The sequence below is a fragment of the Streptomyces fulvoviolaceus genome, from assembly GCF_000718165.1.
GTDB classification, from domain to species: domain Bacteria; phylum Actinomycetota; class Actinomycetes; order Streptomycetales; family Streptomycetaceae; genus Streptomyces; species Streptomyces fulvoviolaceus.
The window spans coordinates 1-20040 of the sequence record NZ_JOEY01000071.1 but is presented as its reverse complement, the minus strand read 5'-3'; the positions used below and the strand labels follow the sequence as shown (position 1 = coordinate 20040).

The following is a 20040-nucleotide window of genomic DNA, read 5'->3' as shown; positions in this document are numbered from 1 at the left end:
CCTCGGACAGCCGCTTTTCCAACTGCCGGACGCGTGCCGTCAGCCGGGTGTTGCGTTCCAGGCCGTTGGCGAGGTCGGTTTGGAGCGAGGCGCTGAAGTGCCGCCCGTATCACGGGTGTTCGGGACCGGCCGGTGCCAGCCGCTGACCCACCTCACGCCGGACCGCCGTGTTGAGCGGAGTGGTGCGCGCGACCAACCGCAGGCCTCCTCCCGCGTCGTAGCGGCCCAGCAAGAGAGTGAGCGGAGCCTTCAGGGAGCCGGTGACCCCGCATCACCGCCTCCGCCGTGATGCGGGAGCACTGGCGAAGTGTCGGTATTCGAAAGTTGCTGTATGCCCCAGCTGACGGCGCGGCTTTGGTGAACCTTGGGCGGCGTTGTCACCCGAGTGTGTGACCCGCTCGATCATGCCGTGCGGCCGATGCGCTTTCCCGGCCGGTCAGTCGGACGGGCGGGCGGGCGGGCGGATCAGCGCAGTCCGGCGAAGAGATCGCTCTCGGGTACAGCCGCGCCGGTGGCGTCCTGGACACGTACGAAGGTCTCCATGCCCATCAACTCGCCGAACCTCTCCTTGCCCATCTTGAGGAAGAAGATGTTCTCGCCCTGACTGGCGTGCGCGGCCAACGCGTCGAACTTCTGACCGCTGAACGCGGTGGTGTCCACCCACGTGGTGATCTCATTGTCGGGGAGGCCGATCTCGGCCATCGCGGCGGCCTCGGCAGGATCCGGCTCCGGCATGTCCTCTCCGAACTCGCGCATGATCTCGCCGAACCGCTGCATCATCGAGCGGGGCATCGTGGTCCAGTACACCTTCGGTGTCAGCGCGGTCATCTCCAGCGCCGCCATCGTGATGCGGTGGGCCTGGATGTGGTCGGGGTGGCCGTAGAAGCCGTTCTCGTCGTAGGTGACGACCACATCAGGCCGGTAGTGCCGCATGAGCTCCGCGAGTCGGGCCGCGCCTTCCTGCACGGGGGTCTGCCAGAAGGATCCGGGGGCGTCGTTGCTCGGCCAGCCCGTCATCCCGGAGTCGGCATAGTCCAGCATCTCCAGATCGCTGACCTTCAGGACGTCACAACTCGCCTCGAGTTCTTGACGGCGCATCAAGGCGACCGCCGCCGGATCGTGTCCGGGATCGCCCGGTTTGACACCCCCCGGTCCGTCACCGCAACCGCCGTCGGTACACGTCACGAGAACCGTGCGGATGCCTTCCGCCGCGTACCGCGCGAGGACCCCTCCGGTTCCGGTGGCCTCGTCGTCGGGATGGGCGTGTACTGCCATGAGCGTCAAGGGCCGGTCAGTCATGAAACAGTCCTCCTGCAGAAATACGTCTTGGTCCAAGTAGCGCGGCGGGCGTACCGCGCTCCCGGGGCCCGGATCCTGGCGGGGCGGACACCCTTGTGGTCTCCGTGTTCCCCGCCCGTGCGGCGCCGGTCCCCCGGTCGATGCAACCCTGCCGGCCGACCCGGCTGTTCCCGGCGCGGCCGCTCGGCCTTCCAGGCCTCGGCGTTTCAACCCGAACGCGCCAACCAACCCCATCCTGGCCCCGACGGCTACGTCGACTGCGACGGCACACTCCTGTGCATCCGCGCGGCACGAAAGACACGGGAGCACTGTCGATCCGGTGCACAGCAGGCATGCGATGACCGGCCCGGCCCCCAGCACGGCCGTATATAGGAACGATCGTCCGCCGAGGGTGTGACAGTCCGGCTGTAGCCCAGGTCGCTGAGCTCCGGATCAAGTCCCGTGATCAAGTCCCGTTGAGGCCCAAGTCGGCCTGTAGTGCGTAGGCACCAGGACACGTGAGTGGCTGGTCCGGGTGCACCAGGGGAAGACGGCGGCTGGGGACGATGCCCGGCGGGGCGCCGGAGGGAAGTGTTGGAGGCGCGTGAATCTCGCGCATTCCCCTTGCCTAGAGCGGTGTCTGGAGTGATCAACAGGTGGCGACATTTCTTTACCGGATCGGACGGTGGGCCTTCCGGCGGCGCCGGCTCGTGGGCGGTCTGTGGCTGGGCGTCCTGGTGCTGGCCGTCGCCGCGGCCGCCGTGGCGCCGGCCGGGGAGGAAGAGGACCTCTCCATGCCCGGCACCGAGTCGCAGAAGGCGTTCGACCTGCTGGACGAGCGCTTCCCGCAGAGCAACTCCCAGGGTGCCGAGGCCCGCCTGGTGTTCCAGGCCCCGGACGGGCAGCGGGTGACGGCCAGGGAGAACAAGGCGGCCGTCGAGGAGACGCTCGGCTCGCTGGACGGGGGCGATCAGGTCGCGTCGACCACCGACCCCTATGAGACCGGCGCTGTCAGCGAGGACGGCACCATCGCCTACTCCACGATCACCTACACCGCGGACGCCGTCGACCTGAGCGCGTCGACGAAGAGCGCCCTCGAGGACGCCGCGAGCCAGGCCCGGGACGCGGGGCTGACCGTGGAGATCGGCGGCTCGGCCCTGGATTCGGAGGAGGAACTGGGCGGTACGACGGAGATCATCGGCGTGGCGGTGGCGGCGGTGGTGCTGGTCCTCGCCCTCGGGTCGCTGGTCGCGGCCGGATTGTCGCTGCTGACCGCCTTCTTGGGCGTGGCCATCGCCTTCGGCCTGGTCTCCGCGCTGGCCGTTCCGCTGGGTCTGACGTCCACCGTCGCCATCCTGGCGCTGATGCTGGGGCTGGCGGTCGGCATCGACTACGCACTCTTCATCACCTCCCGCTTCCGCGACGAGCGCGCCCAGGGCAGCGAGCCGGAGGAGGCCGCAGGCCGGGCGGTGGGCACGGCCGGGTCCGCTGTCGTCTTCGCCGGCGCGACCGTCTTCATCGCCCTGGTCGGGCTGGGGGTCGTCGGAATCCCCGAACTCACCAAGATGGGCATGGGCGGCGCGGGCGCCGTGGCCCTTGCCGTACTCGTCGCACTGACCCTGGTCCCCGCGCTGTTCGGCTTCTTCGGCCGGCGCATACTGCCCCGCGCTGTCCGCAAGGCCACCCGGCCGGGAAGCGAGCGCCCGCACCAGGTGCCCACCGCGGCCGGCCGGCCCGGGCTCGCCACCCGCTGGGCGCGGTTCGTGCTGCGCCGGCCGGTGGCCGTGCTGTTGTTCGCCGGACTCGGTCTCGGCGCCGTCGCCGTGCCGGCACTGAGCCTCGAACTCGGGCTGCCCGGAGACGAGTCCAAGTCGGTGGAGACCACCCAGCGCCGTGCCTACGACCTGCTGTCAGAAGGCTTCGGCCCCGGCTTCAACGGCCCGTTGACCGTGGTCGTGGACACGTCGGAGTCCGCGGACACCCGGGCCACCACGGACCTGGTCGTCAAGGCCGTACGGTCCGTGGACGGGGTCGCGTCGGTCGGTGATCCGGTTCTCAGCCGGGCCAAGGACACGGCCGTCCTCACCGCCGTCCCGCAGACCGCGCCGAACAGCGGCGAAACCAAGGACCTGGTGCACGCGATCCGGAGCGCGGTCTCCGGCGTCGAGGCCGACACGGGCGCCGGCATCCTGGTGACCGGCACCACCGCGCTGAACATCGACATTTCCGAAGCCATGTCCGACGCCCTCATCCCCTATCTGACCGTGGTCATCGGCCTGGCGGTGCTCCTGCTGATGGTGGTGTTCCGCTCGGTCCTGGTCCCGGTCAAGGCCGCGCTCGGCTTCCTGCTGTCGGTGGCTGCCGCCTTCGGCGTCCTCGTCGCCGTCTTCCAGTGGGGCTGGGCGGCAGACCTGATCGGCATCGAGCAGACCGGACCGGTCATGTCGCTGATGCCGATTCTCATCATCGGCATCGTGTTCGGCCTCGCCATGGATTACGAGGTCTTCCTCCTCACCCGGATGCGGGAGGCCTACGTCCATGGCGCGTCCCCCGGCGAGGCAATCGTCAGCGGGTTCCGGCACAGCGGACGTGTGGTAGCCGCTGCGGCGATCATCATGATCAGCGTGTTCGCCGGATTCATCGGGATAAGCAGCCCGACCATCCAGACGATGGGCGTCGGCCTGGCCGCCGCAGTCGCCTTCGACGCCTTCGTGGTCCGGATGGCGATCGCACCCGCGGTCCTGGCACTGCTCGGCCACCGGGCCTGGTGGCTGCCCCGTATCCTGAACCGCGTGCTGCCGAATGTGGATATCGAGGGGGAAGCACTGAGCAGGCATGTCCCCGCCGCCGCAACCGAGTTGGATGCAGCGGTGCGGCGGCTCCCCGTCGGCCGGGACTGAGCCGACCATGACGAACACGCGGGGCGGTGGCCCGCGGCCACGCGGCGCGTGGTGGCGGGAGGGAGCGATCACGGCGACGGCGTTCGCGCTCTGTCTGCTCGGCGGCGTGGTGCAGGACGACGGCAGCACGCTGTCACCGCCGTCTGCCGTCGCCTACTTCATCGCCGTGGTGTCCTGTGCCGTGCTGCCGGTCCGTCACCGGGCGCCCCTGGCCGCCATGGCGGTCACCACCGCGAGTGGCGTACTGGCGCCGTTCCTCGGCCTCCTGCTGAGCCCGCTCATCGTGGCTCCCGCCGTGATCACCGCCTACTCCTACTCGCTCGCCGCGCGCACCGAACGGCACGCGGTGCGCGCGGTGGCGCTCATCTCCGTGGCGCTGCTGGTCGCCTCGGCCCCCTTGTTCGGGGCCCTCTCCTGGAAGGACGCGAGCAGGGTGGGAGCGGTGGCGGCCTTCCCGCTGGTGGCCGGCGTACTCGGGCACTCGGTGCAGAACCGACGGGCCTACCTCGCGGCCGTCGAGGAGCGGGCCCGGCGGGCAGAGGAGAGCCGGGACAGCGAGGCGCGCCGGAGAGTGGCCGAGGAACGGGTGCGCATCGCCCGGGAACTGCACGACCTCGTGGCCCATCAGATCACCCTGGCCAACGCGCAGGCCACGGTCGCCGCCCACCTCTTCGACACCCGCCCGGAGCAGACCCGCACGAGCCTCAAGGAACTCGTCGAGACCACCGGCCACGCGCTCGACGAACTCCGGGCCACTGTCGGTCTGTTGCGTCAGTCCGGGGACGCGGCCGCGCCCGCCGAACCGGCGCCCGGACTGTCCCGGCTTCCCACGCTCCTCGAGTCCTTCCGCCGCGCGGGTCTGGAGGTGTCGGTGCACCAGGAGGGCACGGCCAGACCGCTGCCGCCGGGAGTGGACCTCACCGCCTACCGCATCATCCAGGAGGCCCTGACCAACGTGACCAAGCACGCCGGTACCGCTACCGCCCGGGTGCGCCTCGCCTGGAACCGCGATCGCCTGACCATCACCGTCGCCGACGACGGAGGGGGCACCCGTACGACGCCGACCGAACCCACGGGACCGAGTGCGCCCACGGCGTTGGACCGTCCGCCCGGTTACGGCCTGATCGGGATGCGTGAACGTGCCACCGCGGTCGGCGGAGACCTCTCAGCCGGCAGGCGCCCGGAGGGCGGCTTCCTCGTCTCCGCCCAGCTGCCCCTCCCGCCCGCGAAGGACACGACGCGGAAGCCTGACGGAGCGACAACCAGCGAGGGGCGAACGGCCGACGGAACGACAGGCGACGGACGAACGGGCGGCGGAGAGGCCGGGGATGCGCCGTGACGCTCCGGGTACTGCTCGCCGACGATCAGGCCTTGCTGCGCGGTGCCTTCCGAATACTTCTCGACAGCGCCGACGACATCACCGTGGTCGGTGAGGCCGCCGACGGCCGGGAGGCGGTGAGACTCACCCGGGAGTTACGCCCGGACGTGGTGATCATGGACATCCGTATGCCCGAGGTGGACGGTCTCACCGCCACGTCGGAGATCTGCGCGGACCCGGAACTGCGTGCCAGTCGCATCCTGATCCTCACCACGTACGAGACCGACGAGTACGTCGCTCAGGCGCTGCGCGCGGGGGCCGGCGGCTTCATCGGCAAGGGCATCGGGGCCGAGGACCTGCTGGACGCCGTGCGCACGATCGCCGACGGCGACACTCTCCTCTCCCCCGCCGCGACCCGCTCCTTGGTCGCCCGCTTCCTGGCCACACCGGACGGCGCCCCGCCGCACCACCCCGAACAGCTCGCCGTGCTCACCCCGCGCGAACGCGAGATGGTGGCTCTGGTCGCGACCGGCCTGTCCAACCAGGAGATCGCCGAGCGGATGTTCCTCAGCCCCTTCACCGTCCGCGCCCACGTGCAGCGCGCCATGACGAAGCTGGAGGCCCGCGACCGGGCGCAACTCGTCGTCATCGCCTACCGGACGGGCCTGACCCACGCCGCCCCCGACGGCGGCACCGACCGCCTGTCGTAGTCCCATACCGGGGCCCTTCGGCGGCTCCCTCGTCCGACTCGCTCTCGCCTGCCGGGTCGAGGAGCACCTTGCGGAACTCCGGCCGTGAGTCGTGGTTTCCGGGACAGACGACGGTGGGCGGAAGCGGTCTTGCCACCGCCTCAGTTGCCTGTCGACGGCCTTCACCGCGGCGTCGGTGGACAACAGCCTCTGCCAGGCGCGGACGAGGCGCAGCCGGGCCTCGGGGGTGGGTACATCGTTGAGGACCAGGTCTGTTCCCTCGTCGCTGGAGACGAGGGCGAGGAAGGCCCCCAGAGACACATTCCAGGGCTCAGCGCATAAACTTTGTCGCCATCAGGCTTGCGGCGGGAGAGAGCCGCTGCTGAGTTCCCGACCTGATCCCGGCGATCCCGGCGATCCGGGGCCACCTCCTTGACCGGATGACGAATTCGCGTCTGCTGCCTGCACAAGCGCTCTCTGACCGCTCCCAGGAAGACGACATGACCCCACTCGCAAACAACGGACCTGTAGCGGTCATCGGTGCAGGTGCGATCGGCCTCTCCTTGGCCTCCGCGCTTGCCCGCACGGGCCGGCCGATCACCGTCTGCGGCGGGCGCACGCCCATCGACCACATCGAGATCGCCGAGGACGGACTACCGGAAACGTGGCTTGTCCAACACGTGACCGACCCGGCCGAGCTCGCGGAGCACACCACCGCGATCGTCGCCGTGAAGGCCCACCACACTCCGGAGGTGGCGGACTGGTTGCGCGCACTGGCGCGTCCTGAGGTGACGGTGCTCGTCGCACAGAACGGCGTCGAGCACCGCGAACGCGTCCTCCCCCACGTCGGACCGGCCCAGATCGTTCCGAGCGTCGTGTACCTCAACGTCGAGCGCACGGAACCCGGCCACGCGATCCTCAGGCGGGTGGGCGCTCTCGACGTCGCCGTGCCCGACGGCGCGGCTGGTGCCGCCCTCTCCGCCGAGCTGAACGTCGGCGGGATGCGCACAGCCACCGAGGCCGACTTCACGACCGTCGCGTGGACCAAGTTGCTCTCCAACATCACCGCGAATCCGCTCACCGCCCTCACCGGCCGGCGAGCCGAGGTCATGCGCGATCCCGAGATCGAGCGCATCGCCCGGCGCATCATGGGTGAGGCCGTCGAAGTCGGCCGGGCCGATGGCGCGGCGCTCACCGACGAGCATGTCGACCGCGCGATTCACTGGCTCCAGCACGTCCCCGAGGGCAGTACCACCTCGATGCGGGAAGACCGCCTCGCCGGCCGCCCCCTCGAATACGACGCCCTCACCGGAGCCGTGGTCCGAGCCGCCGAACGGCACGGCATCGACGTTCCTGCCAACCGGTTCGTCCTGGCCCTTCTGTCCGCCATCGAGCCGGAGGTCTCCGCATGAGCGACATCACGAACAACCTACGGATCTCTCAACGCGCCCAGGCCGTCGCCCCGTTCTACGCCATGGAGTTCGGCAAGCAGGCCGCCGCGCTGGAAGTCCAGGGACACCACGTCGTCAAACTCAGCATCGGTGAGCCGGACTTCGGCGCACCCCCGGCCGTCCGGAACGCGATGCGCGAGGCCATGGACGGGCGGCCCCTGCCCTACACCGCGGCCCTCGGACTGCCCGCGCTGCGACAGGCCATCGCGCGGTTCTACGAGGATCAGCACGACGTCGGGGTCGATCCGGCCCGGGTCGTCGTGACCGCAGGCGCCTCGGCCTCCCTCGTTCTGGCCGCCGCCGCGCTCCTCGATCCCGGCGACGAAGTGCTCATCGGTGACCCGTCGTACCCGTGCAACCGGCAGATCGCCGAGAGCTTCGGTGCCCGCGTCACCCTAATTCCCACCACCGCTGAGACCCGATTCCAGTTGGACGCCTCGTCGGTTCGCTCGAACTGGACGGACCGGACACGCGGTGTCATGGTCGCCACCCCGTCGAACCCGACAGGCACCGCGGTTCCGGCTGATGAACTCGCGGCGATCTGCGACTTCGCCCGCGAGCGCGGCGCATGGCGCATCGTCGACGAGATCTACCTCAATCTCAGCGACCACGACGCCCAGGGCCGACCGCCGCGCAGCGTGCTGTCATACGACCCGGACGCCGTGGTCATCAACAGCTTCTCGAAGTACTTCGGCATGGCATGACGGGCTGGCGGCTGGGCTGGTGTGTCGTGCCCGAGGCTCTCGTGCCGGCGATGGAGCGACTGGCGCAGAACTACTTCCTCTGCGCCTCCGCTCCCGCGCAGCACGCGGCTCTGGCCTGCTTCGCCCCGGAGTCCCTGGCCGTCTGCGAGGCCCGCCGCGTCGAGTTCACCGAGCGGCGCGCACTCGTCCTCGACGGCCTGGCACGGATCGGCCTGCCGGTCCCCGTCCCGCCCGACGGCGCCTTCTACGTCTACTTCGACGTCAGCCAGACCGGACTGACCTCGTGGCAGTTCTGCGAACGGGCGCTCCAGGAGGCACACGTCGCCCTCACACCGGGCAGAGACTTCGGCGTGCACACCGCGGAGACGCACGTCCGCCTCTCTTACGCGGCGTCAGCCGACGAGCTTCGCGAGGGGATCGCCCGGCTCGGGAAGTTCGTGGCCACGCTTCAGTAGGGCGGCCCGTCAGGTGTCCCTACTCACCGCCGCGTCGAGGAGGGGGCCGAGTTCCCGGGTAACGGTCGTCAGAGCACGTACGTCCCGCTCGGCCCGGGCCATGAGGATCGCCCCCTCCAGGGAGCTGATCATGAGCGTGGCCAGCGCTCCGGCCCGCTCCTCGGGCACGCCCATGTCCGCCAGAGCCCGGGCCACCGGCCCCGTCCAGGTCGCGAACGCGGCGGCTGCCGCCTCCCGCGTGGACACGGTGGACTCCGCGCAGTCCACCGTGGCGGCGGCGACCGGGCAGCCGCCCGCGAACCCTGTGGCCTCGTACTCGTCCGTCCACTGCCGCACCATCTCGGCGAACAGCCTGCTCGGCGTCGGCTCGGGCAGCACGGCGAGAAAGCGGGCGACGCGGTTGCCCGCGTACCGGCCCGCCCAGCCCACGGCCTCGTTGACGAGCTACGAGTGCCCAGCAGCCGGCGGCCCCCGCGTGTGATCGACAGCTGTCCGGCGTCGCGTTCGGCCGTGACCTGTTCGTACCGCTCTTCGAGGATCGCGAGGCGCCGGGACTTGTGGAACCACTCGCGCGAGGACCGATAGCCGCCGGGCTTGCCCCGGCTGCCCTTCTCCCCGATGGACAGGGACAGCCGGTGCCGGATCATGCGGATACCGGCATCCAGGGATTGCAGGTGCGCGTGCTGCGCACGCCGGGACACGCCCCACTGGTCGTGCGTGCTGGACGTGATCGAACCGGCCCAGCGGGAGGACGACAACACCGTCAGGTCGCGTTTGCGCCCGGCCCACGTGTCTGTGGAGTGCTCCAGACCGTCACGGCACCTGCGGGCCAGATCCCGCGAGGCCAGCATGCCCAGGTGCGCGCCGACCAGGCGCAACACCTTCTCGTCCTTGGCCGTCAGTGCCTTGAGGCGGTCCCGGATGCTGACACCCCGCGGGCCGTCGGCGACGAACGGCCGGGCAATCTGCCGCAGCGGCCTGTACTGGTCAGCCATGCTCTGCAGCCTGAAGCGCCTTGCGGGCACGGTTGTTCGCCGACCGGCGGCCGTACAGGCGGGCACAGAACGAGGTCAGCACCTCCACCATGTCCCGCACCAGGTCGTCCTCGACCTCGCCGTCGTCCAGCACGATCAGGCGGCGCCCGGTCGCGGACAGGGCGGCCTCGACCAGCTCGACATTCATCCGACCGAGGCGGTCCTTGTGCTCCACCACCACCGCCTGCACGGCCGGATCGGCAAGCAGCCGCTTGGCCTTGGAACGGGCGCCGTTCATGCCGGAAGCGACTTCGGACTCCACCCGCACCACCTGGTGACCGGCGGTGGCAGCCCACCGGGCCAGCCGGGCCATCTGGCGCTCCAGATCGTCCTTCTGATCGTGCGAGGAGACGCGGGCATACAACCCCAGCCCGCCGATTGCCTCAGGCGCGGCGTTGGCCCTCATGTTCACGAGGATCGTGCGCGGGCCGACCCGCTGAGCCGGTACCGGCAGCGTCCCCTCGCGGAACCAGCCTGGGTGCCCTCGCCCGCGGAGGCGCCGTGCCACCAGCCGCGCGGCAGGAAGAGGACGTCGCCTTCGCCGAGGACGGTGTCGGCGTACGGTTCGCCTGTCGGGCGGGGCGGTGTCACGACGTCGTGGAGCATGGCCGCCGCGCGGGTCGGCGGGTGGAAGCGCCAGCGTTTGCGGCCGGAGAGCTGGACGACGAGAACGTCGTGGTCGTCGAAGTGCAGGCCGAAGCCCTCGGTGGCGATCCAGCTCGCGTAGAGGTTGGTGCGCACCACGGTGCGGAAGAGGCGTTCCAGGTCGGCGGCGGTGTGTTCGGTGTCCGGGTGGAGTTCGTCCACCGCGTTCAGCACCATCGTCGCGCCCTCGGCGAGGTGCCGGTGCAGCGCCTCTGGGAGGACGGCGGCGTGTTCGTCGCCGCCGGGGGACGGCGTGGCGGCGCACCACACGTTCAGCTTCAGCTCGGCCGGCAGCACGGATCTCGCAGGCGGACGTCCACCCCAATCCCGCACAGGTGACGGAGAGTTGAGCACGGGTTCGGCCGCACGAGCCGGTACCCCGCGGCTCCGCTGGTCATCGACCGCCGTCGCGGTGCTCCAGGCCGAAGTCGAACGCCACCGTTCCCGGGTCGAGTGCCGTGATCCCGCCGTCCACCGTGAGTACTGCACCGTTGACGAAAGACGCGGCGGGCGAAAGCAACCAGGCAATCGCCTCGGCGACCTCGGACGGATCGCCGGGGCGCCCTGCGGGCACCAGTTTCGTCGCCTCTTCACAAGCCCTTTCGACACCGCTGCCCAGTCCCGATTCCTCGGCGAAGCGGTGTCAGGTTCCGAAGCCGACTGCACGGATGACCGAAGCCCTCTGCACTCCGGCGTGAGTGGTCCTGTCGCTCCAGTCGGCGCGAGTTGATGTGACGCCGTAGGCTCCGCTGGCCAGGACCGTAGTGAGCCCGGGCCAGCTTCGCCTGATCCTTGGCCCCCGGGCTCCTGGCTGGTGGTACCAGCGGTGAGCCACAAGCCTGTCGCCGACGAGCGGGAGCCCCTGGTAGATCCCTAGCGTGGCCGTTGACGTCGCACGGCCAGGGTGGCGGAGAGCGCCGCTGTGACAGCGGCCAAGGGTAGGGCACCCCACAAGGCGTAGCCGATCCCGTCGGAGGAAAGCATGGCTTCCGCGGCTTGCAGAGCCAAGCCGATGCCGCCTGCCGCGATCAGCCAACGTCCGGCTGTGTTCCGCGCGAACAGCAGCAGCACGCCGATGGCGAGCATGGCTGTCTCGACGCCGAACAGCGTCATCCGCACCATCCGTTCGTCGCTCGACATCTCACCGATGTCGACGGCCTGGGCGGTCGCGAAGGGGATGACCTGAACCGTGAGAAGGCATACCAACGCCGTCACAGCAGTCGCGGTTCTGGCGGGGGGCTTCTGGTTATTGGTCGGTGCCGTATCGGGTTGGGGGAGGCCCTGACCCGCCACGGGTGTGTACCCCGCGATGGTTCTCCGCGCACGCGTCTGAACAGATCGGGCACCCTGCGGCGGGGTTTTCTCGGCATCGACCGCCAGGGGCCGTGACGTTGGCGAAGCGACCTTGGGGAGATGATTCAGCAGCGTCGCCTGGTGGGTGACGGTTTCCGCGGTGCGTTTGGCGAGCAGAGCGCGCATTGCGAGCGCGGTTTCCGCGGTGCGTTTGGCGAGCAGAGCGCGCATTGCGAGCGCGATGCGTCTCGGGGCGTCGCCGTAGACATCCCGGAGCGGAGTCGTGGCTGGCATGGTGGGGGATGGGGTGGGCTCGCCTGTTGATGGCGTGGGCTGGGGTGCCTGGTCGAGTTGTCGCAGGGCCTGGGCGACGTCGACAGCGTTCGGGTACCGCTGGTCGGGGTCCTTGTGCAGCAGGCTGAGCACGAGGTCGTCCCAGGTAGATGGGATGCCCGCGGACACGGAGCTGGGCGCGGGCGGTTCCTGGGTGAGGTGGGCTGTGAGGTAGCCCAGGGTGTCGGGGGCCTGGAACGGCAGCTGGCCCGTGATCAGTTCGAAGAGAAGGCAGCCGAGCGCGTACAGGTCGCTGCGCGGTTCCGGGAAACCGCGTGCTTGTTCGGGCGCCATGTACGGGGGTGTGCCCACGATGAAGCCAGTCTGAGTGAGGCGGTCCGAGGTCGCGTAGGGGTCGGCCGCCCGCGCGATGCCGAAGTCGAGGACCTTCACGTTGCCGGAAGGCGTGATGAGGATGTTGGACGGTTTGATGTCCCGGTGCATGATTCCGGCGTCGTGCGCGTCTGCCAGTGCGTCGCAGATATGCGCGCCCCATTGGACAGCGTCTGGCAAGGTGACGGCACCTCCGCGTAGCTTCGCGTCCAGGCCCTCGCCCCGGACCAGCTCCATCACCAGGAACGGGGCCCTGTTGCCCTCTGTGCCGGTCTCGCCAAGGTCGTGGACAGTCACGATGTTGTGGTGTTGCAGGCGGGCGGTGATCCGTGCCTCGCGCAGGAACCTGGCGCGTACCTCGTCGCCGCGGCTTCCGCCACCGGAGAGCAGGGAGATCACCTTGACTGCGACGGGCCGCCCCAGCGTCTCGTCCTGCGCCTCCCATACTTGGCCCATTCCGCCCTCGCCGAGCTGTTTTACCAACCGGTAACGGCCCCCAAGGAGCTGGTCTCGCACTGCTATGCCTCCCCCGTTTCGAACATTCCTGTCCCTCCTGTCGGCGAACCGGCGCGATGGGGATCATGACGTGACCGCGAAGGCGACACGCCCGATACCCTGAAACCCGCCAGACGGCGAGGGTGTTCGCCAAGACGGTCACCCTGATCCGGATCAGCTATCCATCCCCGGCGCGTCCCGGCTGCGGAGCGGGGCCGTCGACTGCCGCGCGCGCAAGGCTTCCGCTCCGTCCGATGACCTCGACCTGTTGCGGGGCAGGAGCCAAGGTCACTGCGCGTCTCCAAGTCCCTCATCATTGGCCGCAGTATCGGGCAAGGGCTTCGGTGAGTGCTGTGCGCTGCTGTTCGGTCATGGGGCCGAGGACGCAGATAGGGAACAGCCCGTCCTCACGCTCTGCGAGTGAGCCGAGCCAGGGGTAGGGCCATCCCGCCGGACGCAAAGCGATCGACGCTTCGGCGCTCCGGTCCCAGATGTGCACACCGGTGTACACATACTCGGCCGAGCACGTGAGCTCTTCAAAGTTGCCGTACCTGGGTTGGATCTCCCCAATGGTGACGCGCTGGACTTGGTCCCAGGTGAACTCGCGCCGCCCCGTGCCGCTGGTGGTCTGTATGTACTGCGGTCCTACGTGCAGCGCCCAGCCAGTTGGGTTTTCGCGCAGGCGCTCACCGTGCAGACGGCCGATCACCGGAACCGCCAAGCTAGCGGCCAGGCCCGCGGCCAACACCCCTACCATGAGAAGGACAGCCCCTGGGGTCATCTCCTCCTCACCGGGCAATTTCTCCAACCGGCGCCCCGCCGCCAGGGAGAGAGTTACGACTGCCACCAGCGCCGAGACTGCTGCCAGGGTCGCCATCGCCTTCCAGCCCCGTCTGCCTGCCCTGCTGGTGTAGGTGGACAGAGGTTCCTCGCCGGTCCAGGACACGTCGAATGGTCCGAGGTGTTCAGGCAGCTGGCGCGTGAGATCTGCCGGCGCGGTGGGCCGGTCAGGGATGGGTGGTTCTGCCGGGCGGTCGAGAACGGTCGACGGCGTGGTGGCGTCCAGGCCCGCCCGGATGTGGCTGAGGCGTTCAAGGACCTGCTGCGCCGACTCGGGCCGTCGTGCGGGGTCTCGTTCCAGGAGTTCGGCGACGAGTTCGGCCAGCGCGGGCGGCATTTCGGGGCGGAGCGAGTCCAGGCGGGGCGCGTCTTCGTCCAGCTTGCGTCGCATGACGGCCATGGCGTGGTGGCCGGTGAAGGGGGGCCGGCCAGTGAGCATCGCGAAGAGCACGCCGCCCAGTGCGTACAGGTCTGAGCGTTCGTCGCCGCGTTCGGTGAGAAATTGCTCGGGCGCGCCGTACTCCGGTGTTCCTGCTGGCGTCAGCTGCGAGGACCCAGCCAGCGTGAAAGCGGTCTGGAGGAACCCGGCGATCCCGAAATCGACGACTTTCACCTGGCGACCGGGTGTGAGCATCACGTTGTGCGGCTTGATGTCGTAATGGACGACACCGGCTTGATGGGCGGCGATCAGCGCCGCGCAGATCCCTTCGGCGATTGCCAGTGCGTGGGAGGGAGTCATCGGTCCGTCACTACGGATGTGCTCAGTGAGCGTTGCGCCCGCGACCTTCTCCATGACCAGGAACAGCAGGTCCTCGTGAACGCCACGGTCGTGCAGGGCGACCACGTTCGGATGGTTGATCTGCGCGGCGGCCACCGCCTCGCGCTCGAACCGTCTGGGCAGGTCCTCATGGGCCGCGCCGTCGAGAACGAGTAGTTTGATCGCCACGTCGCGATGCAGGGTGCGGTCCCGCCCGGCCCATACGTCGCCCATACCGCCCCGGCCGAGCCGCTTGACCAGCTCGTACCGGCCCGCGATCAGCTCCCCGCGCTCCACCGCCCACCCCCGTTGACTCTGGCATGCCCCTGCACCACAACACTCACCCTTGAAGGTAGCGGTGCAGGGAGGTCTTCGGGATGCCGGTCTTGGCGCTGATCTCGCCGTAGCCGAAGCCCTGCCCCTTCAGTAGGCGTGCGTACTCGATTTTGTCGTCGGGGTGGGCCATTGGGCGGCCGATGCGGCGGCCGGCGGCTTCGGCCACGACGCGGGCGTGGGCGGCTCGCTCGGCGGTGAAGGTGCGTTCCATCTCGGCGAACAGGGCGAGCAGGAGCAGGCGATGCGGCCCATGCCCTCGTCGGCCGTCTTGATCGGCAGCGGGTCGGCCAGCGAGCGCACCCCGATGTGCTTGTCGTTCAGGTCGTGAACGAGGTTGAGGACTTCGCGCAGGTTACGGCCGAGCCGGTCGAGAGTGTGCACGACGATGGTGTCCCCGAGCCGGGCCCACGCCCAGCAGCTCCAGCCACGGCCGCTTGTCCATCGCCGTGTGGGCCAGACACAGCCCGACCGAAGCCGCCGACGGCGCCTCCAGCGTCACCACCAGGCCCACCACACACCGGCTTGCCACGTCGATCGCCGCCGTCAAATAGGGACGGCCGATCGGCAGCCGGTGCCGCTCGTCGACCACGATCACATCCACCGGCGTGTGGTCGACCTGAACCTGCTCCAGCAGCCCGGTGACCACCGGCGGCACACCCCCGGCCGACCGGAGAGGACGAACCGCCTCTCTTCCTTCGCGCCCCGAGACCGAAGCCACCGGGTCCAGCCGCTCGATCCGCCGCTGTATCGACCCCCGCGAAGGAGTCCGCAGGCCGCGAGCCCGGCATTGGCGTGTGATCTCCTTGTAGACCGCCGCTACCGAGCGGCGCTGCCGCGTCAAGTACCGGGTGCGTAGCGCTTCCTGGACGATCGTCTCGACCTCACCAGACAGACGCCCGCCGCCGCGGCCTCCGCTGGAACGACCAGGCACCAGGTCCGACACCACTCCCTCACCGGCGCGCCACCTCCCAAGCAGGACATACACCTGACGCCGGGAGACCCGCAGCCGCTCGGCCGCCTCATCCGCCTCGGCCAGCCCCACTGTGTCCTTCGCCGCGAGCGGCCCGATCACCTCGGCCTGCCGCACCGCGGTCTCCCACATCTGGGTCGGCGCGGTCAGCACCCCGCGCTCGGCCACCGGGTCCCCCTGAGCGCGGAGCAGGAGCAGGCTCTCGCCCACACGCCCGCCGACGATCTGCTGGAGATGCTGCCTCTTCAGTACAGCACCGTCCCACTACGGCCGCCTGTCGGCCCCCCGGACCGAGAAGCCCACGGCAGACAGCCCCCTTGTCACCCGCCGCCCATTCGAGTGCCCAGCCCAGCAACGCACCTGGCACTCCATCAGAACGAGCGTCGTTTCAGCGTCAAGATGTCGCCCGTAACGCCCACACCGCACATAGCGCGCATGCACAAGGCATGTCTGCGGCCCGGACCCGGCGGGCCGCGGACGAGGCGGCGTACGCCGAAGTGGTGTCGGAGTACGCCGCCCTGGGGTGGGACAAGCTGCGGCCCGCAGCCCGCAAGCCGCTGACCGGTCCTTCTCCCGTTACTTCGGGTCGCGGTTGAACAACGACTTGGACCAGAAGTAGCCGAGCACGGCCAGTCCCAGGCTCCAGGCCACGGCCAGCCACCCGTTGTGGCCGATCTCGCTGCCGAGCAGCAGTCCGCGCAGGGTCTCGATGGCCGGGGTGAAGGGCTGGTACTCGGCGATCGGCTGGAACCAGCCCGGCATCGCGTCGATGGGGACGAAGGTGCTGGAGATGAGCGGGAGGAAGATCAGCGGCAGCGCGTTGTTGCTGGCGGCCTCCGGGTTCGGGCTGACCATGCCCATCCCGACCGCGATCCAGGTGAGCGCCAGGGCGAACAGCGCGAGCAGTCCGAACGCCGCGATCCATTCCAGGGCGGTGGCGTCCGTGGACCGGAACCCGATGGCCACGGCGACGGCCCCGACGAGGACCACACTGGCGATGCACTGCAGCACGCTGCCGACGACATGCCCTATGAGCACCGACCCGCGGTGGATCGCCAACGTGCGGAAGCGGGCGATGATGCCCTCGGTCATGTCCATGGAGACGGACACCGCGGTGCCGATCGTGGTGCCGCCGATGGTCATCATCAGGATGCCCGGGACGAGATAGGCGATGTAGTCGGACCGGTCCGCCCCGCCACCGCCGATACCGGCGCTCATCACGTCTCCGAAGATGTAGACGAAGAGCAGCAGCATCATGATCGGCGTGAGCAGCAGGTTCAGTGTCATCGACGGGTAGCGCCGGACGTGCAGCAGGTTGCGGCGCAGCATCGTGGACGAGTCGCGTACGGCGAGGGAGAGGGAGCTCATCGGGCGTCCTCCTTGGGCTGGCTGGGGACCATGGTGGTGCTGGTGAGGGCGAAGAACACGTCGTCGAGGTCGGGGGTGTGCACGGTCAGCTCGTCCGCCTCGATGCCGGCCGCGTCCAGCCAATCGAGGATGGAGCGCAGCTCGCGCTGGCTGCCGTCGCTGGGGATCTGCAGCGACAGCGCCTCGTCGTCGCGGGTGACCTCGCGCAGCGCGGTGGCGGCGCTCTGGTACGCGGCCGGGTCGGAGAAGCGGAGTCGCAGGTGTCCGCCGGGGATCATGCGCTTCAGCTCATCGGCGCTCCCTTCGGCGGCGATCTTGCCGTCGGTCAGCACCGCGATGCGGTCGGCGAGTTCGTCTGCCTCCTCCAGGTACTGGGTGGTGAGGAAGACCGTCACCCCGTCGGAGACCAACTCGCGGATGATGCCCCACATGTTGTGGCGGGAGCGCGGGTCGAGCCCGGTGGTCGGCTCATCGAGGAAGATGATCCGCGGGTTGCCGACCAGCGTCATGGCGATGTCCAGGCGGCGCTTCATGCCGCCGGAGTAGGTGGAGACGGGCTTCTTCGCGGCCTCCACCAGGTCGAAACGCTCCAGCAATTCGGCGGTGACCCGCCGCCCATCGCTCTTGGACAGGTGGTGCAGGTCCGCCATGAGGAGCATGTTCTCCTCGCCGGTGATCAGGCCGTCGACGGCGGAGAACTGCCCGGTGACGCCGATCGCGGCACGCACCCCGTCCGGTGACGTGGCAACGTCGTGGCCCGCGACCTGGGCCTGCCCGCCGTCGGCGGCGATGAGGGTGGAAAGGATCTTCACGGCGGTGGTCTTGCCGGCGCCGTTCGGCCCGAGCAGCGCGAACACGGACCCGGCCGGGATGCGCAGATCGATGCCGTCGAGGACGGTCGTGTCGCCGTACGACTTGCGCAGACCGACGGCGGAGATGGCGGCCGGCGACGCTTGACCGTCGCCCTGGCTGGATGTGGGCATGACAGATGAAGGCATGTGGCCCTCCTGTGAGAAGGCTGAAGCTGCGGGGGGAATGGGCGAGTCGAGGGTGGTGCGGGGTTGGGGTACGGAGACGCTCAGGCTTTGGCGCGGAGGATGTCGATGTTGCCCCAGTTGGTCCGTGCGCGGACCTTGACGGTGTCCTCGGTCTGCTCCGGGGCCTCGGACGCGGCGAGCGCGTTGCGTACCTGCCCGCGGTTGGAGCTGACGTCGAGCCAGGCGGCGGCGCCCTCGCGGATGGCGACCTCGATGGAGCCGTTGGACGTCTCCAACTGGACGGTGCCGCGGGCGACTTCGGCGACGCGAAGGAGGCCGTTGGTGGTGGTGCCGGTGACCGACGCCTCGGCGCGCCTGATGTCGATGGCGCCGTTGGCGCCGTTCACCCGCAGCTCGCCAGTCACGGCGCCGACGGTCGTGGCGCCGTGCGAGTTCTTCAGGACGGCAGGGCCGTCGACGAGGCCGATGCGCACGTCGCCGGTGCTGCTGGTGATCTCGGCCATGCCTTCGACCCGGTCGACGATGGTCGAGCCGTGTGACGCCTTCAGTTGCAGCGGGCCGGTGGTGTCGAGGCGGACGTCGCCAGCCGAGGTCTTCACGCGGACCTCGCCGAGCCGGCCCTCGCCGAGCACCCTGGCCCCGGCGCCGGTCACGTCGATGTTCGAGCCCGTGGGCAGTTCCACCGTCACGTCGACGGTGCCGCCGCGCCCGAGCAGATTGGCCTTGGGTGTGGTGACGGTCAGGGTGCCGCTCGCGTAGGTGACCTCGGTCTGGTCGGCCGTCCGGACGTCCAGGTCCTTCTTCGGGTCGCGGGGCCGCACCTCGACGACGGTGTCGAGGCGGTCGTCCGCGGTGAACTGGAGGGAACCGGCGTACACGTAGGCCGTGACCGAGATCGGTTCGGGAGTGTCGAAAGAAGGCATGGCTGTCCCGTCCTCTTGAGTCCTTGGGGCGTCCCCGCTGGTGGGACGTGGTGTGGGTGAAGTGATGCGGGCGGGGGCGCGGCTAGCGCACCCAGCCCGTGAAGCTCTGCCCGACGGTCTGGGTCTTCTCCGTCGTACGCGGTCGGGTTCCGCCGTCGACCGCGGCCGACACGGTGCGCACCAGCCACGCGTTGACCGACAGGCCCTCGCGGGTCGCGGCCTCTTCGGCGCGGGCCTTGAGGTGGGCCGGCAGGCGCAGGTTGACGCGGGCGGTGCCGCCCTCGTCGCCGTCGGCCAGGGCCGGGGTATTGAGCGGTTCGACGGGCGCGGCCGGCTCCGCGGGGGCGCCGCCATAGGTGGGCGGCGGTGTCACCACGAAGTCGGGGTCGAGCCCGCGCAGCCGTACGTCGACCGAGCCGGGGGCGAGTTCGCGGGTGATCTCGTCCATGGCGGCGGAGAGCACGTTGAGCATGGTCAGCCGGGTCGCCGACTCCAGGGGAGCGGTGAGCCTCTCGGCCAGCTCGCGGGCTTCGCCGCCGCCCGCCTCGGCGGCCACCGCGAGTTCGCGGCGGAGGGAATCGACGTAGGGGGTGAGGTCCATAACGCCATCATGGCACCACGATGGCTCCAGATGCAAGCCATGCAGCGACATCGCCGGGTTAGCATCCGACGCAACCACCCTGACCTGCGAAAACACAATGGCACCTACCTGAGCCACAGTGGCGCCCTGCACGCTAGTGCACCTTTGGGCGCATGGAATGGCGCCAGATGGCACCAGGCGACACCGGATGGCACCAAGCCGCACCACTCTCGACATCATGTGATGCCATCCGACGTCGCAGGGGGTGGCCTGCCCCCTCCGCGCGGTCTGCCGCTGGGCAGAGCCCATCCGAGGCGGCATGATTGGCCCCGCCCCGCCC

The 20040-nt window shown here is 69.7% G+C and carries 18 protein-coding genes and 4 pseudogenes; 7 read left to right on the top strand and 15 right to left on the bottom strand.

The window, feature by feature from the left end:
* Positions 1 to 465 precede the first annotated feature (465 nt).
* Entirely contained in the window at positions 466 to 1299 is an 834-nt protein-coding gene (locus IG08_RS0147210; protein ID WP_030619013.1) for a PIG-L family deacetylase, read from the bottom strand.
* Positions 1300 to 1934: 635 nt separating this feature from the next.
* Between IG08_RS0147210 and IG08_RS0147205 the strand changes: the two genes are divergently transcribed.
* The 6 genes from IG08_RS0147205 (at position 1935) to IG08_RS61970 (ending at position 8795) form a co-directional block, all read left to right on the top strand.
* The gene (locus tag IG08_RS0147205; RefSeq protein ID WP_030619010.1) at positions 1935 to 4178 is read left to right on the top strand and encodes an MMPL family transporter; all 2244 of its coding nucleotides are present in this window, start codon (positions 1935 to 1937) and stop codon (positions 4176 to 4178) included.
* A gap of 7 nt (positions 4179 to 4185) precedes the next feature.
* Complete coding sequence (locus tag IG08_RS0147200) at positions 4186 to 5517, top strand: sensor histidine kinase (RefSeq protein WP_030619008.1); 1332 nt, start codon at positions 4186 to 4188, stop codon at positions 5515 to 5517.
* On the top strand, positions 5514 to 6206 hold the full coding sequence (locus IG08_RS0147195; RefSeq protein WP_030619006.1) for a response regulator transcription factor: 693 nt from the start codon (positions 5514 to 5516) through the stop codon (positions 6204 to 6206). Before IG08_RS0147200 ends, IG08_RS0147195 begins: the two co-directional genes overlap by 4 nt.
* A gap of 479 nt (positions 6207 to 6685) precedes the next feature.
* Positions 6686 to 7597, top strand: a complete 912-nt coding sequence (locus tag IG08_RS0147190; RefSeq protein WP_030619004.1) for a 2-dehydropantoate 2-reductase — start codon at positions 6686 to 6688, stop codon at positions 7595 to 7597.
* Entirely contained in the window at positions 7594 to 8340 is a 747-nt protein-coding gene (locus tag IG08_RS61975) for an aminotransferase class I/II-fold pyridoxal phosphate-dependent enzyme (protein WP_234343161.1), read from the top strand. Before IG08_RS0147190 ends, IG08_RS61975 begins: the two co-directional genes overlap by 4 nt.
* Complete coding sequence (locus IG08_RS61970; protein WP_234343160.1) at positions 8337 to 8795, top strand: aminotransferase class I/II-fold pyridoxal phosphate-dependent enzyme; 459 nt, start codon at positions 8337 to 8339, stop codon at positions 8793 to 8795. Before IG08_RS61975 ends, IG08_RS61970 begins: the two co-directional genes overlap by 4 nt.
* Positions 8796 to 8804: 9 nt before the next feature.
* Here the strand turns inward: IG08_RS61970 and IG08_RS0147180 are convergent.
* From IG08_RS0147180 to IG08_RS62650, 10 genes and pseudogenes are all read right to left on the bottom strand, one after another.
* Positions 8805 to 9239 (bottom strand): annotated as a pseudogene (locus IG08_RS0147180) (LmrA/YxaF family transcription factor); the annotation flags it as partial.
* Between the two features lie 5 nt (positions 9240 to 9244).
* Positions 9245 to 9790: pseudogene (locus IG08_RS61965) on the bottom strand (IS200/IS605 family accessory protein TnpB-related protein); the annotation flags it as partial.
* Positions 9783 to 10340: an IS607 family transposase gene (locus tag IG08_RS0147175; protein WP_030619074.1), complete on the bottom strand. Its 558-nt coding sequence runs from the start codon at positions 10338 to 10340 to the stop codon at positions 9783 to 9785. The pseudogene IG08_RS61965 and the gene IG08_RS0147175, both read right to left, overlap by 8 nt.
* Positions 10238 to 10771 carry a JmjC domain-containing protein gene (locus IG08_RS0147170; RefSeq protein ID WP_052425200.1) on the bottom strand — a complete coding sequence of 178 codons (534 nt, stop codon included), beginning with the start codon at positions 10769 to 10771 and terminating at the stop codon, positions 10238 to 10240. The genes IG08_RS0147175 and IG08_RS0147170 overlap by 103 nt, the downstream gene beginning before the upstream one ends.
* Positions 10772 to 10868: 97 nt before the next feature.
* Positions 10869 to 11114: pseudogene (locus IG08_RS0147165) on the bottom strand (SDR family oxidoreductase); the annotation flags it as partial.
* 233 nt (positions 11115 to 11347) lie between these two features.
* Positions 11348 to 12949: a serine/threonine-protein kinase gene (locus IG08_RS61960; RefSeq protein ID WP_234343159.1), complete on the bottom strand. Its 1602-nt coding sequence runs from the start codon at positions 12947 to 12949 to the stop codon at positions 11348 to 11350.
* 292 nt (positions 12950 to 13241) lie between these two features.
* Complete coding sequence (locus IG08_RS56185) at positions 13242 to 14822, bottom strand: serine/threonine-protein kinase (protein ID WP_052425199.1); 1581 nt, start codon at positions 14820 to 14822, stop codon at positions 13242 to 13244.
* Between the two features lie 43 nt (positions 14823 to 14865).
* Positions 14866 to 15072: a helix-turn-helix domain-containing protein gene (locus IG08_RS61955; RefSeq protein WP_234343158.1), complete on the bottom strand. Its 207-nt coding sequence runs from the start codon at positions 15070 to 15072 to the stop codon at positions 14866 to 14868.
* 92 nt (positions 15073 to 15164) lie between these two features.
* Positions 15165 to 15242 (bottom strand): annotated as a pseudogene (locus tag IG08_RS63250) (hypothetical protein); the annotation flags it as partial.
* On the bottom strand, positions 15214 to 16041 hold the full coding sequence (locus IG08_RS62650; protein ID WP_052425198.1) for a DNA-binding domain-containing protein: 828 nt from the start codon (positions 16039 to 16041) through the stop codon (positions 15214 to 15216). The gene IG08_RS62650 and the pseudogene IG08_RS63250, both read right to left, overlap by 29 nt.
* 236 nt (positions 16042 to 16277) lie before the next feature.
* Between IG08_RS62650 and IG08_RS60415 the strand changes: the two genes are divergently transcribed.
* Positions 16278 to 16427, top strand: coding sequence for a hypothetical protein (locus tag IG08_RS60415; protein ID WP_158812373.1), 150 nt, complete (start codon positions 16278 to 16280; stop codon positions 16425 to 16427).
* Here IG08_RS60415 and IG08_RS0147140 read toward each other — a convergent pair.
* From IG08_RS0147140 to IG08_RS0147125, 4 genes are all read right to left on the bottom strand, one after another.
* Positions 16408 to 17199: an ABC transporter permease gene (locus tag IG08_RS0147140; RefSeq protein WP_030618985.1), complete on the bottom strand. Its 792-nt coding sequence runs from the start codon at positions 17197 to 17199 to the stop codon at positions 16408 to 16410. The two genes, IG08_RS60415 and IG08_RS0147140, sit on opposite strands and share 20 nt — an antisense overlap.
* On the bottom strand, positions 17196 to 18197 hold the full coding sequence (locus IG08_RS0147135; RefSeq protein ID WP_420823323.1) for an ATP-binding cassette domain-containing protein: 1002 nt from the start codon (positions 18195 to 18197) through the stop codon (positions 17196 to 17198). Before IG08_RS0147135 ends, IG08_RS0147140 begins: the two co-directional genes overlap by 4 nt.
* Before the next feature lie 80 nt (positions 18198 to 18277).
* Positions 18278 to 19120 (bottom strand): DUF4097 family beta strand repeat-containing protein, encoded by an 843-nt coding sequence (locus tag IG08_RS0147130; protein WP_030618979.1) that lies wholly within the window; start codon positions 19118 to 19120, stop codon positions 18278 to 18280.
* An 82-nt stretch (positions 19121 to 19202) separates the two neighbouring features.
* Positions 19203 to 19721 (bottom strand): toxin-antitoxin system HicB family antitoxin, encoded by a 519-nt coding sequence (locus IG08_RS0147125; RefSeq protein WP_030618977.1) that lies wholly within the window; start codon positions 19719 to 19721, stop codon positions 19203 to 19205.
* Positions 19722 to 20040 lie beyond the last annotated feature (319 nt).